The 18,548-nt window shown below is 67.4% G+C and carries 15 protein-coding genes; 8 read left to right on the top strand and 7 right to left on the bottom strand.

Going from position 1 to position 18,548, the window contains the following annotated elements:
• Positions 1–1,059 (bottom strand): alpha/beta hydrolase, encoded by a 1,059-nt coding sequence (locus tag N5J73_RS01410; RefSeq protein ID WP_049444280.1) that lies wholly within the window; start codon positions 1,057–1,059, stop codon positions 1–3.
• A 144-nt stretch (positions 1,060–1,203) separates the two neighbouring features.
• Between N5J73_RS01410 and N5J73_RS01405 the strand changes: the two genes are divergently transcribed.
• Entirely contained in the window at positions 1,204–2,097 is an 894-nt protein-coding gene (locus N5J73_RS01405; RefSeq protein WP_049444277.1) for a LysR family transcriptional regulator, read from the top strand.
• 7 nt (positions 2,098–2,104) lie between these two features.
• Here N5J73_RS01405 and N5J73_RS01400 read toward each other — a convergent pair whose 3' ends face one another.
• Both N5J73_RS01400 and N5J73_RS01395 read right to left on the bottom strand, forming a co-directional pair.
• The gene (locus tag N5J73_RS01400) at positions 2,105–3,448 is read right to left on the bottom strand and encodes a chloride channel protein (RefSeq protein WP_049444275.1); all 1,344 of its coding nucleotides are present in this window, start codon (positions 3,446–3,448) and stop codon (positions 2,105–2,107) included.
• Between the two features lie 139 nt (positions 3,449–3,587).
• Complete coding sequence (locus N5J73_RS01395; protein ID WP_239508855.1) at positions 3,588–3,986, bottom strand: hypothetical protein; 399 nt, start codon at positions 3,984–3,986, stop codon at positions 3,588–3,590.
• Between the two features lie 164 nt (positions 3,987–4,150).
• On the opposite strand from N5J73_RS01395, the gene bioB reads away from it, so the two are divergent.
• From bioB to bioC, 5 genes are all read left to right on the top strand, one after another.
• Positions 4,151–5,194, top strand: coding sequence for a biotin synthase BioB (gene bioB / locus N5J73_RS01390; RefSeq protein ID WP_049444274.1), 1,044 nt, complete (start codon positions 4,151–4,153; stop codon positions 5,192–5,194).
• A gap of 67 nt (positions 5,195–5,261) precedes the next feature.
• Entirely contained in the window at positions 5,262–6,485 is a 1,224-nt protein-coding gene (bioF, locus tag N5J73_RS01385) for an 8-amino-7-oxononanoate synthase (RefSeq protein ID WP_049444272.1), read from the top strand.
• Between the two features lie 17 nt (positions 6,486–6,502).
• On the top strand, positions 6,503–7,282 hold the full coding sequence (bioH, locus tag N5J73_RS01380; protein ID WP_049444271.1) for a pimeloyl-ACP methyl ester esterase BioH: 780 nt from the start codon (positions 6,503–6,505) through the stop codon (positions 7,280–7,282).
• Between the two features lie 29 nt (positions 7,283–7,311).
• Positions 7,312–8,091 carry an SDR family oxidoreductase gene (locus tag N5J73_RS01375; protein WP_049444268.1) on the top strand — a complete coding sequence of 260 codons (780 nt, stop codon included), beginning with the start codon at positions 7,312–7,314 and terminating at the stop codon, positions 8,089–8,091.
• 12 nt (positions 8,092–8,103) lie between these two features.
• On the top strand, positions 8,104–8,988 hold the full coding sequence (gene bioC, locus N5J73_RS01370) for a malonyl-ACP O-methyltransferase BioC (RefSeq protein WP_049444266.1): 885 nt from the start codon (positions 8,104–8,106) through the stop codon (positions 8,986–8,988).
• A 162-nt stretch (positions 8,989–9,150) separates the two neighbouring features.
• Here the strand turns inward: bioC and N5J73_RS01365 are convergent, their stop codons facing one another.
• Together N5J73_RS01365 and N5J73_RS01360 are read right to left on the bottom strand one after the other, a co-directional pair.
• On the bottom strand, positions 9,151–9,795 hold the full coding sequence (locus N5J73_RS01365) for a YdcF family protein (protein ID WP_049444371.1): 645 nt from the start codon (positions 9,793–9,795) through the stop codon (positions 9,151–9,153).
• Positions 9,780–10,742, bottom strand: coding sequence for a pyridoxal-phosphate dependent enzyme (locus tag N5J73_RS01360; protein ID WP_049444264.1), 963 nt, complete (start codon positions 10,740–10,742; stop codon positions 9,780–9,782). Before N5J73_RS01360 ends, N5J73_RS01365 begins: the two co-directional genes overlap by 16 nt.
• 158 nt (positions 10,743–10,900) lie before the next feature.
• Between N5J73_RS01360 and N5J73_RS01355 the strand changes: the two genes are divergently transcribed.
• Both N5J73_RS01355 and mnmG read left to right on the top strand, forming a co-directional pair.
• Positions 10,901–11,386, top strand: a complete 486-nt coding sequence (locus N5J73_RS01355) for a hypothetical protein (RefSeq protein WP_049444263.1) — start codon at positions 10,901–10,903, stop codon at positions 11,384–11,386.
• A gap of 548 nt (positions 11,387–11,934) precedes the next feature.
• The gene (gene mnmG, locus N5J73_RS01350; RefSeq protein WP_049444261.1) at positions 11,935–13,824 is read left to right on the top strand and encodes a tRNA uridine-5-carboxymethylaminomethyl(34) synthesis enzyme MnmG; all 1,890 of its coding nucleotides are present in this window, start codon (positions 11,935–11,937) and stop codon (positions 13,822–13,824) included.
• A gap of 150 nt (positions 13,825–13,974) precedes the next feature.
• On the opposite strand, the gene smeC is transcribed toward mnmG, so the two are convergent.
• Together smeC and smeB are read right to left on the bottom strand one after the other, a co-directional pair.
• A complete protein-coding gene (smeC, locus tag N5J73_RS01345) occupies positions 13,975–15,390 on the bottom strand; it encodes a multidrug efflux transporter outer membrane subunit SmeC (protein WP_049444259.1) in 1,416 nt (471 codons plus the stop codon).
• On the bottom strand, positions 15,387–18,536 hold the full coding sequence (gene smeB / locus N5J73_RS01340) for a multidrug efflux RND transporter permease subunit SmeB (protein WP_049444257.1): 3,150 nt from the start codon (positions 18,534–18,536) through the stop codon (positions 15,387–15,389). The genes smeC and smeB overlap by 4 nt, the downstream gene beginning before the upstream one ends.
• Between the last annotated feature and the right edge of the window lie 12 nt (positions 18,537–18,548).

Here is an 18,548-nt window from a genome sequence, read left to right as displayed (position 1 = left end):
TCAACGTTCTGCCAGGTTCTGCCTGAAGAAGCTGCCCAGCTTCGCAAACGGAATCAAATCGGTGCGGTCGTACAGATCCACGTGGCCGGCTCCCGGCACGATATACAACTCCTTGGGTTGACCCGCCAGTCGGTAGGCGTCTTCGCTGAATTCACGAGAGTGCGCTTCGCTGCCGGCGATGAACAACATGGGACGTGGCGAGATCGTTTCGATGTCGTTGAACGGATAGAAATTCATGAAGCGCACTTCGCTGGTCAGCATGCGGTTCTGGGTCTGTTCCAGCGTATAGCCCTTGGGAAGGGCGGCGCCGCGCGTGGTGCGGTAGAAATCCCAGAATTCACGGGTGACCGGGTCTGCATCGGGCGGCAGCGTGGCCGGCAGATAATCGAGGAAGACGCCCTTGCCACTATCGAACTCGGTGTAGCGCTGCTCGGCGGCTTTTTCCAGCAGTGCCTTGCGCTGGTCTGCGCTCTGCGAATGCTTCAGGCCATTGCGTGTAACCGCGCCCATATCGTACATGCTGACGGTGGCGACGGCCTTCAGGCGTGGGTCCAGCTTGGCGGCTGCGATGGAAAAGCTGCCGCTGCCGCAGATACCGAGCACGCCGATGCGCTCCCGATCGATGAACTCGCGCGTCCCCAGGTAGTCGACCGAAGCGCTGAAGGCTTCCACATAGATCTCCGGGGCCACCAGATTGCGCGGCTCACCCTGGCTTTCGCCCCAGAACGGCAGGTCGATCGCCAGCGTCACAAAGCCCTGCTCGGCCAGCTTCTGCGCGTACAGCTGCGCGCTCTGCTCTTTCACCGCGCCCATCGGGTGGCCGACGATGATCGCCGGGGCGTGCTCATTCCCGCGCCGGGTTTTCGGGCGGTACAACGTACCCACTACGCTCATCTGGTACTGGTTGCGGAACGTCACACGCTCGCGGGATACATCGGCGCTTCTGTAGAAGTTGTCCGCGCCCGCCGGCTTTTCCGCAACAGGAACATCGGCGGCCATCACGGTCAAAGGGGCGAATGCACTGGTGATCAGCGCCAGCAGCAGGGAGGTGCGCTTCATGGTCGTGGCCTTGGAGGAGGATGCAGGGCGCCACGATAGGCGGGGGGGCCTGCCCTGATAATCCACCTGCCGATTGATGGATTACTGAGCTGTGCTCACAAGTCCGTGCTAGGGTTCGGCCATGCCTCCGAACGATGCAGCGCCATGGCCTTCGTGAAATCCAATGATCTCCAGGCGTTCCTGGTTGTCGCGCAGGAACAGAGCTTTACCAAGGCAGCTGCGCGCCTCGGCGTCACTCCTTCGGCGTTGAGCCATTCGATGCGCCTGCTGGAAGAGCGACTGGGCATCCGCCTGTTGGCCCGCACCACCCGCAATGTTTCGCCCACCCAGGCCGGCGAGCGTCTGATGCACTCCATCGGCCCTCACTTCGCGGCCATCGGCGCCAGCATCGAGGCACTGGGCGAACTGCGCGACACCCCGACCGGAACACTGCGGATTTCCTGTACCGACGATTCGATCGAGATGATCATCCGCCCGCGTCTCGCTGGCTTCCTGGCCACGTACCCGGACATCACGCTGGAGTTCTACGTGGACTACGGGTTCACCAACGTGGTCGAGCAGCGTTTCGACGCCGGCATCCGCCTGGGTGAGGCGCTGAGCAAGGACATGATCGCAGTTCGTGTCGGTCCAGACTGGAGGCTGGTCGTAGTGGCCTCACCTGCATACTTCGACGCGCACCCGAAGCCGAAGAAGCCGGCCGACATCACCCGCCACCGCTGCATCAACATCCGCCACCGTCCCAACGGATCGATCTACGCCTGGGAATTCGAGGACAAGGGCAAGGAGTTCAGCGTGCGCGGGGAGGGACCGCTGGTGTTCAACAGCATGAGTCACGTCATCAACGCCGCGCTTGACGGTCTGGGGCTGGCCTATGTTCCCGAACCACTGGTCACCGAGCATCTGGCGGCTGGGCGCCTGGTGGCCGTGCTGGACAAATGGTGCGTGCCCTTCGCCGGTTACCACCTGTACTACCCGAACCGACGCCAGCCATCGCCCGCGTTCTCGGCACTGGTGGCCTGGCTGCGCCAGGGCACATGAGCCTGCCTCAGGTCCGCGCTCCAGGATCGGTGCCCCCCGCGACGTCTGGCGCACGGGGCACCATCAACAACTCCGCCAACCCGCGGTAGATCGGCACCCTGCACACCAGCCCGGACACGCCACGCGCGATCAGCACCGTGGCCAGGATCGGCAGCAGCAGATCACCACTGTCGGTCAGCTCCAGCGAGATCACCGCCGAGGTCAGTGGCGCCTGGGTGACGCCGGTCAGGTAGGCACACATGCCCAGCAGTACGAACGCGCGCGGGTCCACGCCCGGCATCAGCACCGCCAGGTTGTGGCCGAGTCCAGCGCCGACTGCCAGCGCCGGCGAGAACAGGCCGCCGGGAATACCGGCCACGTACGACGCGAGGTTGGCCAACAACTTCATCAACCCGAACTCATGGCCGACCATCGCCTGCCCCTGCACCAGGCTGCGCGCCTGCTCGTAGCCGGTGCCGAACGCGCCTTCACCGAAGACCAGGGCGAGCAGTACCACCACCAGACCGCAGCCTGCGGCCAACAGAACCGGATGCCGCTGCCGCAGTTGCCCGAGCCAACGCGGGCGGCCCGCCGCACTGGCCAATACCGCGCGTGCGAACAGGCCTCCCAGCAAGCCCGCCACCACGCCGCATAGCAGGATGGCCAGCCAGCCCTGGCCGAGCGGCAGGCGTGCGCTCACATGGCCGAAGTAGGTGTAGTTGCCCAGCAGGCCCAGCGACACCACGCCACCGACGATCACCGCGGTCAGCAACGTGCCTGAGAAGCGATGCTCGAAGCGGCCGCTGAGCTCTTCGATGGCGAAGACGATACCCGCCAGCGGTGTGTTGAACGCCGCCGCAATGCCGGCAGCACCACCGGCCAGCAGGAAGTGCGAGAGCTCGCGGGGATCCTTGAAACCGAACCAGCGGCCGAACAGGTACATCAGGCTGGCGCCCACATGCACCGTGGGACCCTCGCGCCCGACCGATGCGCCGCCGAGCAGCGACAACGAGGTCAGCAGCAGCTTGCCGGCTGAGACCGCAGGCGAAAGATTGGTCTTCCGGAATGGCTCATCGGGCTTGTCCAACGCAGCGATGACCTGCGGAATACCGCTGCCCCGCGTGGGTTTCAGCACACCGGCGGTCAACCAGGCCAGCAGCGCGAAGATGCCGGGCGTGAGCAGCAGGGCCCACCACGGCGAGTGCGTTGTGATCCGTTGGAATACATGAAAGGCGGCGTCACTGGCCTTGGCAAACAGGATGGCCACCAGCGCCACGGCCACGGCACCACCCCAGAGCGCGGCACGGCGACGCCAGGCCTCGCTGAGAACCAGCGCGGTGATGCGGCCGCGGAGGCGATGGAGATCGGTCATGCAGGACAGTGTGGACGCAGCGGGAGCAGACGGACAGCGGCCACTGTGGCTGAAGGCCTTGCAGGATGCGGTGAAATGCACTGGTGCCGCCAGAAGAGCGCCCGGAACACGGGCGGGTGCGGCGATCTGCGGGACCTGATCAGATCAGCATGCGATGGAGAACTTGGGTCAGTGTCAGTTGAGAACAACCTCGGTCCGGCAAGACACCATCCTCACCCGGCGTGCCTACCTCGAATCCTTCCTCAACGTCCTCGTAGTAAAGCAGCCCCTCGGGCAGTTGTGCGACCACCCATACCGACTCGATGGTACGCAGCCTGTGCAGTGGCATTGCGCGCAATGGCACACGCAGAGACTCGAAGATGGCTCGATGCCCCGGTGAGCAGTCCTGCAGTTGCCGCGCGATCAGGGCTTCCAGTTCTTCGCGGGTGATGGGCAACCAGCTGTCGAGAGGGTCCATTGCAACGCGGCCCGATTGAATGTGCACGCCTGAGTGTATCTCCAGCGCCCCGCGCACCGCCTCTTTCCGGATCAGCTTCAACGCGTGTCCCGGCAGCACGTGCCGGCCTGTAGTTGCGTCACCGGGTAGTCGGTGAAGCGGGCCACCACCGCCACCGTAAACCATTTCAAATATCTTATGGTTGACAGCCTGAACGCGCCCACCCACACTGCCGCCCTCGCTCCACTCGTACCCAAGGTCCCGCCATGGCTGCTGCCATCCGCCACGACTGGCAACACGACGAACTGCAGGCGCTGTTCGAGCTGCCGTTCCCCGAACTGCTGTTCCGCGCCGCAGCGGTCCATCGCGAGCACTTCGACCCGTCGCAGGTGCAGGTGTCCACCCTGCTGTCGGTCAAGACCGGCGGCTGCCCGGAAGACTGCGCGTACTGCCCGCAGGCGCAGCGCTACAGCACCGGGGTGAACGCGCAGAAGCTGATGGACACCGACGCGGTGCTGGCCAAGGCCCGCCAGGCCAAGGCCGCCGGTGCGTCGCGCTTCTGCATGGGTGCCGCGTGGCGTTCACCGAAGGACCGCGACATCCCGAAGGTGGCGGCGATGATCGCCGGGGTGAAGGCTCTGGGCCTGGAGACCTGCGCCACGCTGGGCATGCTCAGTGGCGAGCAGGCGCGTGCGCTGAAGGATGCGGGCCTGGACTACTACAACCACAATCTCGACACCGCGCCGGACTACTACGATTCGATCATCCACACGCGCCAGTACCAGGACCGCCTGGATACGCTGCAGCACGTGCGCGATGCAGGCCTGAAAACCTGTTGCGGCGGCATTGTCGGCATGGGAGAGACGCGCGCGCAGCGCGTTGGCCTGCTGCTGGCACTGGCCACGCTGCCGGCGCATCCGGATTCGGTGCCGATCAACAAGCTGGTGCAGGTGGCGGGCACGCCGCTGCATGGCAGTGCCGAGCTGGACCCGTTCGAGTTCGTGCGCATGATCGCGGTGGCGCGCATCGCCATGCCACTCTCCATGGTGCGGCTTTCGGCCGGGCGCGAGGCGATGAGCGACGAACTGCAGGCGCTGTGCTTCCTGGCCGGTGCCAATTCGATCTTCTATGGCGACAAGCTGCTGACCACCGGCAACCCGGAAAGCGAACGCGACCTGGCCTTGTTCGCGCGCCTGGGTCTGCAGCCGATGGCGGTGCAGGTGGATGCCGAAGGCCACGACCACGGCGGCACCGTGCACGCCGATATCAGTGCCGATACGCCCGGCTGTGGCTGCGCTCACGCGGCCTGAGACGGGCCGCAAGCAGGCGCCGCGGCAACGCGCTACCCTAGCCGCCCCGTCGACGCAATCAGCCACCATGGCCCGCCCCGACCTGACCGCCCGCCTCCACGCCCAGCGCGCTCTGCGCGATGCCCAAGGCCGTCGCCGCCCGCGACGCACGGTCAGCCGTCGTGACGGCGTGCGCCTGGAAGTGGACGGTCAGTGGCTGACCGGCTTCTGCAGCAACGACTACCTTGGCCTGGCCCAGCAGTTCAGCGTGGTCAACGCGCTGCAGGACGCCGCCGCGCGCGAAGGCGCTGGCGCCGGTGCCTCGCACCTGGTCTGCGGCCACCACGCCCTGCATGAGGCGCTGGAACGCGAGGTGGCCGAGTGGCTGGGCTATCCGCGTGCGCTGCTGTTCGGCAGTGGCTTCGCCGCCAATCTGGCGGTGCAGCAGGCACTGCTGAGCGAAGAGAACGATGTCTGCGTACAGGACAAGCTCAACCACGCCAGCCTGCTCGATGCGACCCGGTTGGCCGGCGCACGCCTGCGCCGTTATCCGCATCTGGATGCGGAAGGCGCAATGCGTCAGCTCAAGCACGCGCCGGATGGCGCGGCAATGCTGGCCACCGATGGGGTCTTCAGCATGGATGGCGACATCGCACCGCTGCGTGCATTGTCGCTTGTGGCACGCCTGCAGCAGGCGCTGTTCTATGTGGATGATGCGCACGGTGTAGGCGTAGTCGGTGATGGCCGTGGTGCCGTGGCCGCCGCCGGGCTGGGCGTGGACGATGTGCCGCTGCAGCTGGTCACGCTGGGCAAGGCATTGGGCGGTTCTGGTGCGCTGGTGCTGGGCCGCGACGACCTGATCGAGCATCTGGCCGAAACCGCACGCCCGTACATCTACACCACCGCCGTGCCACCGGCGATGGCCGCTGCTGCGCTTGAAGCGGTGCGCCTGGCGCGCCGCGACCACTGGCGCCGCACCAAGCTGACCGACCTGATCGCGCTGTTCCGCAGTGAAGCGCGTTGCCATGGGCTGGACCTGATGGCTTCCGACACGCCGATCCAGCCGCTGCTGTGCGGTGATGACCACACCGCCGTGGCGATGTCCCAGGCGCTGGAACAGGCTGGCTGGCTGGTTGGTGCAATCCGCCCGCCGACGGTGCCGGAAGGCAAGGCACGCCTGCGCGTGACACTGTCCGCGCTGCACACGCCGGAACTGGTGCGCGGCCTGGTGGAAGCCATCGCCAGCGCGCGCGACCGCGTCGCCCTGGCCGTGCGCGAAGCCGCGCCGCCGCCGCTACCCGCCTTTGCCTGAGTTCCGTGTAGTCGCCCATGCATATTGAAGTCACCGGCCGCGGGCCGGACCTGGTTCTGATGCACGGCTGGGCCCTTCAGGGCGGTGTGTTCGCACCACTGGTGCAGCGCTTGGCCGACCAGTTCACCCTGCATCTGGTCGACCTTCCCGGCCATGGCCACAGCCGCGAGGACACCACGCCGCTGCGCCTGCCGTTCGTGGTCAATGCCATTGCCGCGGCCACGCCACCGGCGGTGTGGTGCGGCTGGTCGATGGGTGGCCTGTTCGCACTGCATGCGGCGGCGACGCTGCCGAAGGTGCGCGGGCTGGCGATGATCGCCGCCACGCCGCGCTTCGTACGTGGCGAGGACTGGCCGCATGCGGTGGAACCGGCCGTGTTCGAGCAGTTCGGTCGCGAGTTGGCCACCGACTTCGCCGGCACCCTGGAACGCTTCCTCGCGCTGGACGTGATGGGCTCGGCGCACGCCCGCGAGGAGCTGCGCACGCTGCGCCAGCGCCTGGTCGAGCGCGGTGCGCCCACCGAACGCGCACTGCTGGAAGGCCTGCGCCTGCTGGAAAGCACCGACCTGCGCGGCGCACTGCCGACCCTGGGCAAACCCAGCCTATGGATCGCCGGCCAGCGTGACCGGCTGGTGTCTCCTGCGGCGATGCAGGCCGCCGCGGCACTCGCCCCGGGCGCGCAGGCGCTGACCATCGCCCACGGCGGCCATGCGCCCTTCCTCGGTCATGCCGACGAAGTGGCCACCGCGCTGCAACACTTCGTTGCCGGCCTGTCACCGGCCGTTGGCGGACAATGAGCGCCTTCCGAATTCCGCAGGACTGACGCATGGATCTGGGTATCAACGGCCGCTGGGCACTGGTCTGCGGCGCAAGCAAGGGGTTGGGCCTGGGTTGCGCGCGTGCGCTGGTGCGTGAGGGCGTCAACGTAGTGATCGTGGCCCGTGGTGACGCTGCGCTGCAGGCTGCCGCCGAAGAGCTGCGCGCACTGGCCGGCGCCGCCGAGGTGCGTGCAGTCGCCGCCGATGTCACCACCGAGACCGGCCGCACGGCGGCACTGGCCGCATGCCCGCAGGTGGACATCCTGGTCAACAACGCCGGTGGTCCGCCGCCCGGTGATTTCCGCAATTTCGAGCGCGACGACTGGATCGCCGCGCTGGACGCCAACATGCTGGCGCCGATCGCGCTGATCCGCGCCACCGTCGACGCGATGATCGAGCGCGGCTTCGGCCGCATCGTCAATATCACCTCGTCGGCAGTAAAGGCCCCGATCGACATCCTGGCGCTGTCCAATGGCGCGCGCAGCGGCCTGACCGGGTTCGTCGCCGGCCTGTCGCGCCGCACCGTGGCCCACAATGTCACGATCAACAACCTGCTGCCCGGCCAGTTCGACACCGACCGCCTGCGCGCCAACTTCGCCCACAGCGCGGGCAAGGACGGCGACGCCGGCGAAGTGGCCGAGCGCCGCCGCCAGCAGATTCCCGCCGGCCGCTTCGGCACGCCGGACGAATTCGGCGCCGCCTGCGCCTTCCTGTGCAGTGCGCAGGCCGGTTACCTCACCGGGCAGAACCTGCTGATCGACGGCGGCGCCTACCCCGGTACGTTCTAAGAGACTTTCGCAATGCCGTCCCACTTCGATGCCCGCCACGTCCGCCGCGCGTTCGCGCGTGCCGCCAGCAGCTACGACGCCGCCTCCGCCCTGCAGCGCGAGGTGCAGTCGCGGCTGATCGAATCGCTGGACTACCTGGAGGCGCGCAAGCCCGAGGTGGTGCTGGACATCGGCGCGGGTACCGGCCATGCCAGTGCGTTGATGAAGAAGCGCTGGCCGAAGGCGCAGGTGATCGCGCTGGACGTGGCGCTTCCGATGCTGGACCAGGCCAAGCGCCAGGCCGGCTGGTGGAAGCCGTTCCAGCGCCTGTGCGGCGACGCCGCTGCGCTGCCGCTGGCCGACAACAGCGTGGACGTGATCTTCAGCAACCTGTGCCTGCAGTGGCTGGACGACCTGCCGGCGGTATTTGCCGGGTTCCGCCGTGTGCTCAAGCCTGGTGGCCTGCTGCTGTGCTCGACCTTCGGCCCGGAGACTCTGGTCGAACTCAACGAGGCGTTCGCGGCCGCCGATGACCGCCCGCACGTGAGCCGCTTCGCGCAGATCGCCCAGTTCGGCGATGCGCTGATGATGGCCGGCTTCCGCGACCCGGTACTGGATCGCGATCTGTTCACCCTGACCTACGACGACCTGCCGTCGCTGATGCGCGAACTGCGTGCGATGGGCGCCACCAATGCGCGGGTGGACCGCCGCCACACCCTGACCGGGCGTAGCCGTTTCGCGGCGGCGGCGGCGGCATACGAGCCGATGCGCCGTGCCGACGGCAAGCTGCCCAGCAGTTGGGAAGTGATCTATGCGCATGCCTGGGCACCGGACCCGGGCGCACCGATCCGCGAAGGCGGACATGACGTGGCCTCGGTGCCGGTGTCGGCGATTCCGATCCGGCGCAAGCAGAGCTGATCGTCCGTTCGCAGGTCATGCGCCGACCAAGGTCGGCAACTACCGATTCATGCACGGAACCCGCTCTGGTAGGTGCCGACCTTGGTCGGCACAGTGCCGGCGGCATCGCGATCTGACAGGTTGTGCCAACCAAGGTTGGCACCCACCAAATGCAGGCCGCCCTCAGGTATTGGCCGGCGAGCTCAGCGGCGGGCGCACCAGGTCTCGGTGGAAGAAATAGATTTCCTGCACCAGGAAGCGCCAGCTGGTGTGGAAGCTGCGGAAGCGCGTGCTGGGCGTGGACGAGGCCAGCGCGTCGATGCCCAGTGCCTTGCTCAGGCGCAGCGCGCGCGCCATGTGCAGCGGGTCGCTGACGATGATCACCCGGTGCAGGTCACGCTGGTCCATCAGCCGCTTGGCTTCGACCAGGTTCTGCACGGTGTTGCGCGAAGCGGTTTCGATCAGGATCGCATCGTCCGGCACGCCATGCTTCAGCGCGTAGCGCCGCGCCACCTGCGATTCGGAGAAGCGCGCGCCGGTGCCGCCATAGCCACCGGTGAATATCAGCAGTGGCGCGTACTGGGCCTCGTACAGATCCAGACCGTGGCGGATGCGTTCTTCGAACACCGGTGACGGTTTGGCGTCGTAGGCCGCTGCACCAAGCACGATGATGGCGTCGGCCTTGGCGGCCTGGTCACGTTCACCGACCCAGACAATCCAGGCGGTCACGCCCAGCAGCCAGATCACCAGCACCACGAACAGCCTCCACAGCCAGCCCAGCAGGCCGGTGCGATGCCGGTTGCGCTCGCGGCTCAAGGCGCGCCCCAGCGCAGTGCGGGCAGGTCGACGTTGCCACCGGACAGGACCAGGCCCACGCGCAGGCCGGCAAAACGCTGCGGCTGCGCCAGTACCGCGGCCAGCACGGTGGCCGAGGACGGCTCGACCACCTGCTTGAGGACTTCCCACAGCAAGCGCATCGCGGCCATCGTCGCCGCGTCATCAACCACGATCACCTCGGCACCGGCCGCGCGCAGCAGTTCGAAATTGGGCGCGCCGATCAGGGTACGCAGTCCATCGCAGATCGTGTCGGGGGTGAACGCCCCCTGGCGCGCGCCTGCGGCCAGTGATCGCGCGGTGTCATCAGCGCCGGCCGGCTCGGCCAGCACCAGCCGGGTCTGCGGGCTGGCATGCTGCAGCGCCAAGGCGGTACCGCTGGCCAGGCCGCCACCGCCCACCGGCACCACCAGCACATCAAACGGGCCGTCGCTGTGCAGCAATTCCAGGGCGGCGGTGCCCTGCCCGGCCATCACTGCCGGGTCGGCATAGGGATGGACGAGAGTCGCGCCGGTATCGACCTGTACCTTGGCGCAGGTGGCCTCACGGTCGGCAATGGTCGGCGGGCAGCGCCAGAGCGTCGCGCCATGGCGGGCAATGTTGGCCAGCTTGGCCGCCACTGCGCCTTCGGGCACCACCACGTGGCAGGGAATGCCACGGGTGCGTGCGGCCAGTGCCAGTGCGGCGCCGTGATTGCCGGAGGAGTGGGTGACCACGCCGGCACTGGCGCGATCGGCCTCCAGTGACCACACCGCGTTGCAGGCACCACGGAACTTGAATGCGCCACCGCGCTGCAGGTGCTCGGCCTTGAACGCCAGGCTCGCGCCGGCCAGCGCATCGAGCGTGCGCGAGCGCAGCACCGGCGTCACGCTGGCGTGCGGGGCGATCCTCGCGGCAGCAAGCAGGACGTCGTCGGCGCGGGGCAACAGTGAATCGCTCATGACGCAAGATTAACGTATGGCTTCGCGCTGGCGACCGGGACAAGGTCATGCCAGCATGTAACCCTACGCCTCCATTCATCCTGGCCGGCGGAATTAAGGGTCGATTCAATGCTGGCGCCCGAAGCTGACTGCACACCCGTCCTCTGGGGGGACCCACCATGAAAACGCGCCTGATGCTTGCCGGTGGCCTGTTGCTGGCCCTGACCGGCTGCACCACCTACGACTATGTCGGCGGCGGCCGCAGCGGCAGCTACTACCACGGTGCGCCGTCGGTGGAATACCGCTACCCGGCCGGTTATCCCTACAACTACGGCCCCTACTACGGTGGCTATGGCGGCTATTACGGCGGCTACGGCAACCCGTATTACTCGCGCCCGATCTACCGCCCGCCGCACAACCACCGCCCACCGCCGCGCCCGGGCAATGGAGGGGAGAACCGTCCGCCACCGCCGTCGCGGCCGTCGTACAACGGGGGTTCGCCATGGCGGAACATGGACTCGATGCGCCGCCCGCCGCAGTCCGGCGTGCGGCCTTCGGCCCCTCCGCCGCAGGCCCGTCCGGCGCCGGCGCCGAGCGCGCCGAGGATGAACGGTTCCCCCTGGCGCAACATGGATCGTGCGACGCAGCGCACAGTTGAGCGCTGAACCATCTTGCATTTCACACGGTCTAAGCCCCAATCTACGCGGACAGTGACGGCCCGCGTCACAAAGTGACAAAAGCGACACGGGTCGCCGCAAAAAGCTCTACGTCGATATCCGACAGGAACATCTGGATCCCCCCTGTTCCGGCCCTGTCGGATGTCGGCACCTCTGAAGGCAAACGGCCCCGCAATGCGGGGCCGTCTGTTTTGTTGGGTCGCCAACCGACGAGGGCCCCGGCTTCAGTAGATCCACGCCATGCGTGGATGGCGCCTTCCCGACAGCCGCAAAAAAAACAGGGCCGGACAGTCCCCCGACTGCCGGCCCTCTGCTCCCCCACCGTGCGCCTGTACCGGCCCCTGTTCCAATTCCGGTCACGGGCGCCTACGGCGCCAGCCACGGTGGGTGCTATTGGGTTATCTGCAAAAATCCTGCCAACTTTAGGGCTGATTTCGACGCCGGCCAGTGGACGCCGACGCCCCGGCCCCGAATGGCGCTAAAATCGCCACCCCGGCGCCGCCCCAGCCGCGCCCGCCCCCAGCTGAACAACCCCCATGAACCCGTCCTTCCATCGTTACGACGTCATCGTCATCGGCGGTGGCCACGCCGGCACCGAAGCCGCGCTGGCCGCGGCCCGCACCGGCGTGCGCACCCTACTGCTGACCCACAACATCGAAACGGTGGGCGCAATGAGCTGCAACCCGGCCATCGGCGGCATCGGCAAGGGCCACCTGGTCAAGGAGATCGACGCCTTGGGCGGTGCGATGGCGCATGCCGCCGACCGCGCCGGTATCCAGTGGCGCACGTTGAACGCCTCCAAGGGCCCGGCCGTGCGCGCCACCCGCTGCCAGGCCGACCGCAACCTGTACCGCATGGCGATCCGCGCCATCGTCGAAGGCCAGGCCAACCTGACCGTGTTCCAGGCGGCGGTGGATGACCTGGTCATCGAGGGCGACCACGTGCGCGGGGTCATCACCCAGACCGGCCTGCGCTTCGACGCGGAAGCCGTGGTGCTCACCGCCGGCACCTTCCTGGCCGGCAAGATCCACGTCGGCCCGACCCAGTACGCCGCCGGCCGCATGGGCGACCCGCCGGCCACCACGCTGGCTGCGCGCCTGCGCGAACGCCCGTTCCAGGTGGATCGCCTGAAGACCGGCACGCCGCCGCGCATCGACGGCCGCTCGCTGGACTACAGCGTGATGGATGAGCAGCCCGGCGATTCGCCGCGGCCGGTGATGTCCTTCCTCGGCTCGGTGGACGAGCATCCGCAGCAGGTCAGCTGCTGGATCACCCACACCACCGAACAGACCCACCAGATCATCCGCGACGCGCTGCACCGCTCACCGCTGTACAGCGGCCAGATCGAAGGCATCGGCCCGCGCTACTGCCCGTCCATCGAGGACAAGGTGGTGCGCTTCGCCGAGAAGGCCAGCCACCAGATCTTCGTGGAACCCGAGGGCCTGGGCATCGTCGAGATCTACCCCAACGGCATCTCCACCTCGCTGCCGTTCGACGTGCAGCTGGAGATGGTGCGCAGCATCCGCGGGTTCGAGAACGCGCACATCACCCGCCCCGGCTATGCGATCGAGTACGACTTCTTCGACCCGCGCGGGCTGAAGGCCTCGCTGGAAACCAAGCTGGTCAACGGCCTGTTCTTCGCCGGCCAGATCAACGGCACCACCGGCTATGAAGAAGCGGCCGCGCAGGGCCTGCTGGCCGGCCTCAACGCCGCGCGCCAGGTGCGCGGGCTGGACGGCTGGTGCCCGCGCCGCGACGAGGCGTACCTGGGCGTGCTGGTCGATGACCTGATCACCCACGGCACCAACGAGCCGTACCGCATGTTCACCAGCCGCGCGGAGTACCGCCTGCAGCTGCGCGAGGACAACGCCGACCAGCGCCTGACCCCGGCCGGCCGCGAGATGGGCCTGGTGGATGACCGCCGCTGGAGCGCGTTCGAGACCAAGCAGGCAGCCGTCGCTGCCGAGCGCGCACGTCTGGGCGCGCTGTGGGCAACCCCGGCCAATGCACTGGGCCGCGAGGTACAGGACATGCTGGGTGTAACGGTCAGCCGCGAAACCAATGTGCTGGACCTGATCAAGCGCCCCGAGCTGGATTACGCGCAGCTGATGCAGGTGCCGTCGCTGGGCCCGGCCGTGGCCGACGCCAAGGTGGCCGAGCAGGTGGAGATCGGCGTGAAGTACGCCGGCTACCTGGACCGCCAGCGCGAGGAGATCGAGCGCCAGCAACGGCATGAAGCCACGCCGATCGCTGAAGCCTTCGACTACGCGACGGTGCGCGGGCTGTCGGCCGAAGCCCTGCAGAAACTGGAGCGCGTACGCCCGCAGACCATCGGCCAGGCGCAGCGGATTCCCGGCATGACGCCGGCAGCGATCTCACTGCTGCTGGTGCATCTGGAGCGCGCACGCCGGGGCCGCGTGGCGTAAGCGGTCGCACCTGCTTCTGGTGGCTGCCGACCTTGGTCGGCACATGAATCTGCCCTGGTGGGTGCCGACGTTGGTCGGCACGAATCATCAGATCGCGACACTCCATGCTTCCGTGCCGACCAAGGTCGGCACCTACCAGAGCAGATCGCGTTACCGCGCGTCGGCGCCGCCGCCCAATACCTTGAACAAGGTCACCCGGTTGCCCGCTTCCTGCTGCTGCAGCGCGATCAGGTCCTGCTGCGCGGCATACAGGCTGCGCTGTGCATCCAGCGACTGCAGGTAGCCATCCAGCCCGGTGCGGTAGCGCGCATCGGCCAGTGTGTAGCTGCGCTGGCTGGCAGCCACCAGCGCGCGTTGGGCGTCCATCTGTGCGGTCAGGTGGTCACGCGTGGCCAGCGCATCGGCCACTTCACTGAAGGCCTGCTGGATCGCTTTCTCGTACTGCGCGATGCCGATGTCCTTGCCGATCTTCGAGGCGTCCAACGAGGCCTTCAGTGCGCCGGCATGGAAGATCGGCGCGGTGATGCTGGGTGCGAACGACCAGCCACGGGTGCCGGCCGAGAACAGCGTCGACAACGCGGTGGAGCTGTGGCCGTAGTTGGCGGTCAGCGTCAGCGTGGGGAAGAACGCAGCGCGCGCGGCACCGATATCGGCATTGGCCGCCTGCAGTGCGTGTTCGGCGGACAACACGTCCGGGCGCTGCAGCAGCACGCTGGACGGAAGGTTGGCCGGCAGCGGCGCCAGTGCCACGCTGCCATCCAGCGCCTGCGTGGTTGGCAGCAGGGCCGGATCCAGCGGCGCCCCTACCAACAGCTGCAATGCATCGCGATCCTGCGCCTGCTGCGTCTGCAGCTTGGCCAGCGCACCGCGCGCGGCGTCCACGCTGGTCTGTACCTGCGACAGGTCCAGGCCCGAGGCCAGGCCCTGTGCATGGCGGGCCTCGGTGCGCTGCAGGGTCTGCTGCTGGCTGTCCAGGGTCTGTTGCGTGAATGCCAACGACTGCCCATCGGCCGCCAACGCGAGCCACGCCGTTGCCACTTCGGCGACCAGGCTGGTGCGTGCGGCACGCTGGTTCTCGGCGCTGGCCAACCAGTTCTGCAGGGCCTCGTTCTTCAGGCTGCGGATGCGCCCGAACAGGTCCAGTTCCCAGCTGCTGATGCCGACCTGCACCGCGTCGGACTCGGTCACCTGGGTGGCACCGGTCTCGCTGTTGGCATCGCTCACCCGCGAGCGGGTGACACTGCCGCTGGCATCCACCGACGGCAGCAGCGCTGCGCGCTGGATGCGGTACTGCGCGCGTTCCTTCTCCACCTGCAGCACCGCCACGCGCAGGTCGCGGTTGTTCTGCAGCGCCAGCGCGATGACCTGCTGCAGGCGCGGTTCCAGGAACACCTCACGCCAGGCCGGCATCGCCACTGCCGGCTCGGCCTGGCCGGCAGCGGCATTGCCGAACTGCGCCGGTACCGGCGCCTCGGGGCGCTGGTAATGAGGCGCCATGCTCACGCAGCCGCCCAGCAGGGTGGTCATCGTCGCGGCCGCCAGGGCGCGCAGCAGCATCGGCTTCATGGGCGTGCCTCCGGGGCAGTGGCGTCGGCCGGCGCGTGGCCCGGGAACATGCGGCGCACCAGCAGGTAGAACAACGGCACGAAGAACATGCCCAGCACCATCGAGGCGACCGTACCGCCGGCCACGCCGGTACCCAGCGAACGGCGCGCGGCCGAACCGGCGCCGGTGGCGAACACCAGCGGCAACACGCCCATCAGGAACGCCAGCGAGGTCATCACGATCGGCCGCAGCCGCAGATAGACCGCCTGCAGGATCGCCTCACGGGTGCTCTTGCCCTGCTGTTCAAGGATGCGCGCGAACTCGACGATCAGGATGCCGTTCTTCGCCGCCAGACCAATCGTGGTCAGCAGGCCGACCTGGAAGTACACATCGTTGTTGAGGCCACGCAGGTTCATCATCAGCACGGCACCGAACACGCCCACCGGCACCGCCAGCATCACCGCGAACGGCACCGCCCAGCTTTCATACAGCGCGGCCAGGCACAGGAACACGAACAGCAGCGAGATGGCGTACAGCATTGGCGCCTGGTTGCCCGACAGCTGTTCCTGGTAGGCCATGTCCGACCAGGCATGGCTGAAGCCTTCCGGCAGTGTGTCGGCCAGCCGCGCGATCTCGGCCATCGCCTCGCCGGAGCTGACGCCCGGCGCCGGCTGTCCGGTGATTTCCATCGCTGATACGCCGTTGTAGCGCTGCAGTGCGGCCGGCGCGCTGGTCCAATGCGTGCTGATCAGCGACGACAGCGGCACCATCTGCCCGGCCTGGTTGCGTACGCTCCAGCGCTCGATGTCCTGCGGCTGCATGCGTGCTTCGGCGGTGCCCTGGATGAACACCTTCTTGATGCGGCCCTTGTAGATGAAGTTGTTGACGAAGTCGCCGCCCAACGCCGCGTTCAAGGTGTCATTGACGTCCTGCGGGTTCACGCCCATGGCCTGCGCCTTGGCGTCGTCCACCTTCACGGCGTATACCGGCGCGTCTTCCAGGCTGGCGTAGCGCACGTTGACCAGCTTCGGGTCCTTGGCGGCTTCCTTCAGCAGCGTGTTGCGCGCGGCCACGGCGGCGGCATGGCCGGCACCGCCTTCGTCCTGCAGCTCCAGGGTGAAGCCACCCGCATCACCCAGCCCGAGGATGGCCGGCGGCGAGGTGATGAATACCTGCGCATCGGGCACGCTGGCCATCGCCCGCGTCAACCGTGCGGCGATGGTAGCGGCATCGTCCTTGCGGTCATCCCAGTCCTTGAGCCGGATGAAGGCCTGGCCAACATTCTGGCCGCTGCCGGTAACACTGAAACCGGCGGTGGCCTGGATCGAGAGCACGCCGTCGTCCTTCACCGCGACGGCACTCAGACGATCCATCACCGCCCGCGTCTGCTCCAGCGTGGAACCGGCCGGCAGCTTCACCAGCGCGTTGAGCATGCCCTGATCCTCATCGGGCAGGAATGCGCCCGGCAGGTGCCACAGCAGCAGGCCGGTGGCCACGCTCAGCACCAGGTAGAACAGCACCCCCAGCGTACGCCGGCCGAGGAAGCCATCCACGCGATGGCGCAGGCCATTGGAGGTGCGCTCGAAGCGGTGGTTGAACCAGATGAAGAACTTGCCCAGCAGGCTCGGCTCGCCCGCGTGGTCGCCATGCGGATGGCCGCCCTTGGGAATCTGGTGCAGGATGCTGCCGCACAGCGCCGGAGTGATGGTCATCGCCACCAGCACCGACAGGATCATCGCAGCGGCGATCGTCACCGAGAACTGGCGATAGATCACGCCGGTGACACCGCTGAAGAACGCCATCGGCAGGAACACCGCGGTCAGCACCAGCACGATGCCGACCAGCGCGCCGGTGATCTGGCCCATCGCCTTCAGCGTGGCCGGCTTCGGTGCCAGCCCTTCGAAGGTCATCACCCGCTCCACGTTCTCCACCACCACGATGGCGTCGTCCACCAGCAGGCCGATGGCCAGCACCAGCGCGAACATGGTCAGGGTGTTGATCGAGTACCCGAACGCGGCCAGCACGCCGAAGGTGCCCAGCAGCACCACCGGCACCGCGATGGTCGGGATCAACGTGGCCCGCCAGTTCTGCAGGAACAGGTACATCACCAGCACCACCAGGATGATGGCTTCGATCAGGGTGATCACCACTTCCTTCAGCGAGATGGTCACGAACGGCGTGGTGGTGAACGCCACGTGGGCGGTATAGCCGTGCGGCCAGTACTTCTGCAGCTGCTGAAGCCGTGCATCGATGGCCTTGGAGACGGCGATCGCGTTGGCACCGGCATTGAGCTCGATGCCCAGCGAGGCCGACGGCTTGCCGTTGAAGGTGCTGATGCTGTCGTAGCTCTCCGGCCCCAGGCCGATCGTCGCCACGTCACCCAGGTGCACCACGCTGCCGTTGGCATCGGCCTTCAGCACCACCTGCGCGAACTGTTCGGGCGTGTGCAGGCGGCTGCGCGCGGTCACCGTGGCGTCGAGCTGCTGGCCCTTCAGCGCCGGCTGGCCACCGAGTTCACCGGCCGACACATCGGTGTTCTGCGCCTGCAGTGCGGTCTCGATGTCCGAGGGCATCAGCGCGTACTGGCGCATCTTTTCCGGATCCAGCCAGATGCGCATGGCGTATTCCTGGCCGATCGGCTGGATGTTGCCGACGCCGCTGACACGGCTGATCTGGTCGTCGATGCGCGCTTCCATGAAGTTGGCAACATCGAAGTTGTCCATGCTGCCGTCTTCGCTGGTGAACGACAGCACCTCGAAGATGGAACCACTGGACTTGGTGATGGTCAGGCCGTTCTGCTGCACCGCCTGCGGCAACGTGGCCATGGCGGCCTGCAGCTGGTTCTGCACCTGTACCTGCGCGGTGTCCGGGTTGGTGCCGGTGGCGAACACCAGGTTCACCTGCGCCGAGCCATCGGAGGCACTGGTGGAGGTCATGTACATCAGGTGGTCCAGGCTCTGCTGGGACTGCTCGATGACCTGGGTGACTGCATTTTCCACGGTCTGCGACGAGGCACCGGTGTAGGTGGCGCGGATGGTGATGGTGGGCGGGGCGATCTGCGGGTAGCGGTCCACCGGCAGGATCAGGATCGCGAGCAGGCCGAGCAGGCTGACCGCGATGGCGATCACCCAGGCGAAGATCGGCCGGTCGATGAAGAAACGAACCATGCGCGGCGGGCC

Origin of the sequence: Stenotrophomonas sp. GD03654 (assembly GCF_029845105.1) — a bacterium.
In the GTDB taxonomy this organism is placed as follows: Bacteria; Pseudomonadota; Gammaproteobacteria; order Xanthomonadales; family Xanthomonadaceae; genus Stenotrophomonas; species Stenotrophomonas africana.
Note: the sequence above shows the minus strand (reverse complement) of the source record. Positions and strands in the feature narration are given on the sequence as shown.

Coding starts and splice junctions, on each gene's coding strand:
- N5J73_RS01410 (WP_049444280.1), bottom strand. CDS start 1,059: ATGAAGCGCACCTCCCTGCTGCTGGCGCTGATCACCAGTGCATTCGCC.
- N5J73_RS01405 (WP_049444277.1), top strand. CDS start 1,204: ATGGCCTTCGTGAAATCCAATGATCTCCAGGCGTTCCTGGTTGTCGCG.
- N5J73_RS01400 (WP_049444275.1), bottom strand. CDS start 3,448: ATGACCGATCTCCATCGCCTCCGCGGCCGCATCACCGCGCTGGTTCTC.
- bioB (WP_049444274.1), top strand. CDS start 4,151: ATGGCTGCTGCCATCCGCCACGACTGGCAACACGACGAACTGCAGGCG.
- bioF (WP_049444272.1), top strand. CDS start 5,262: ATGGCCCGCCCCGACCTGACCGCCCGCCTCCACGCCCAGCGCGCTCTG.
- bioH (WP_049444271.1), top strand. CDS start 6,503: ATGCATATTGAAGTCACCGGCCGCGGGCCGGACCTGGTTCTGATGCAC.
- N5J73_RS01375 (WP_049444268.1), top strand. CDS start 7,312: ATGGATCTGGGTATCAACGGCCGCTGGGCACTGGTCTGCGGCGCAAGC.
- bioC (WP_049444266.1), top strand. CDS start 8,104: ATGCCGTCCCACTTCGATGCCCGCCACGTCCGCCGCGCGTTCGCGCGT.
- N5J73_RS01360 (WP_049444264.1), bottom strand. CDS start 10,742: ATGAGCGATTCACTGTTGCCCCGCGCCGACGACGTCCTGCTTGCTGCC.
- N5J73_RS01355 (WP_049444263.1), top strand. CDS start 10,901: ATGAAAACGCGCCTGATGCTTGCCGGTGGCCTGTTGCTGGCCCTGACC.
- mnmG (WP_049444261.1), top strand. CDS start 11,935: ATGAACCCGTCCTTCCATCGTTACGACGTCATCGTCATCGGCGGTGGC.
- smeC (WP_049444259.1), bottom strand. CDS start 15,390: ATGAAGCCGATGCTGCTGCGCGCCCTGGCGGCCGCGACGATGACCACC.
- smeB (WP_049444257.1), bottom strand. CDS start 18,536: ATGGTTCGTTTCTTCATCGACCGGCCGATCTTCGCCTGGGTGATCGCC.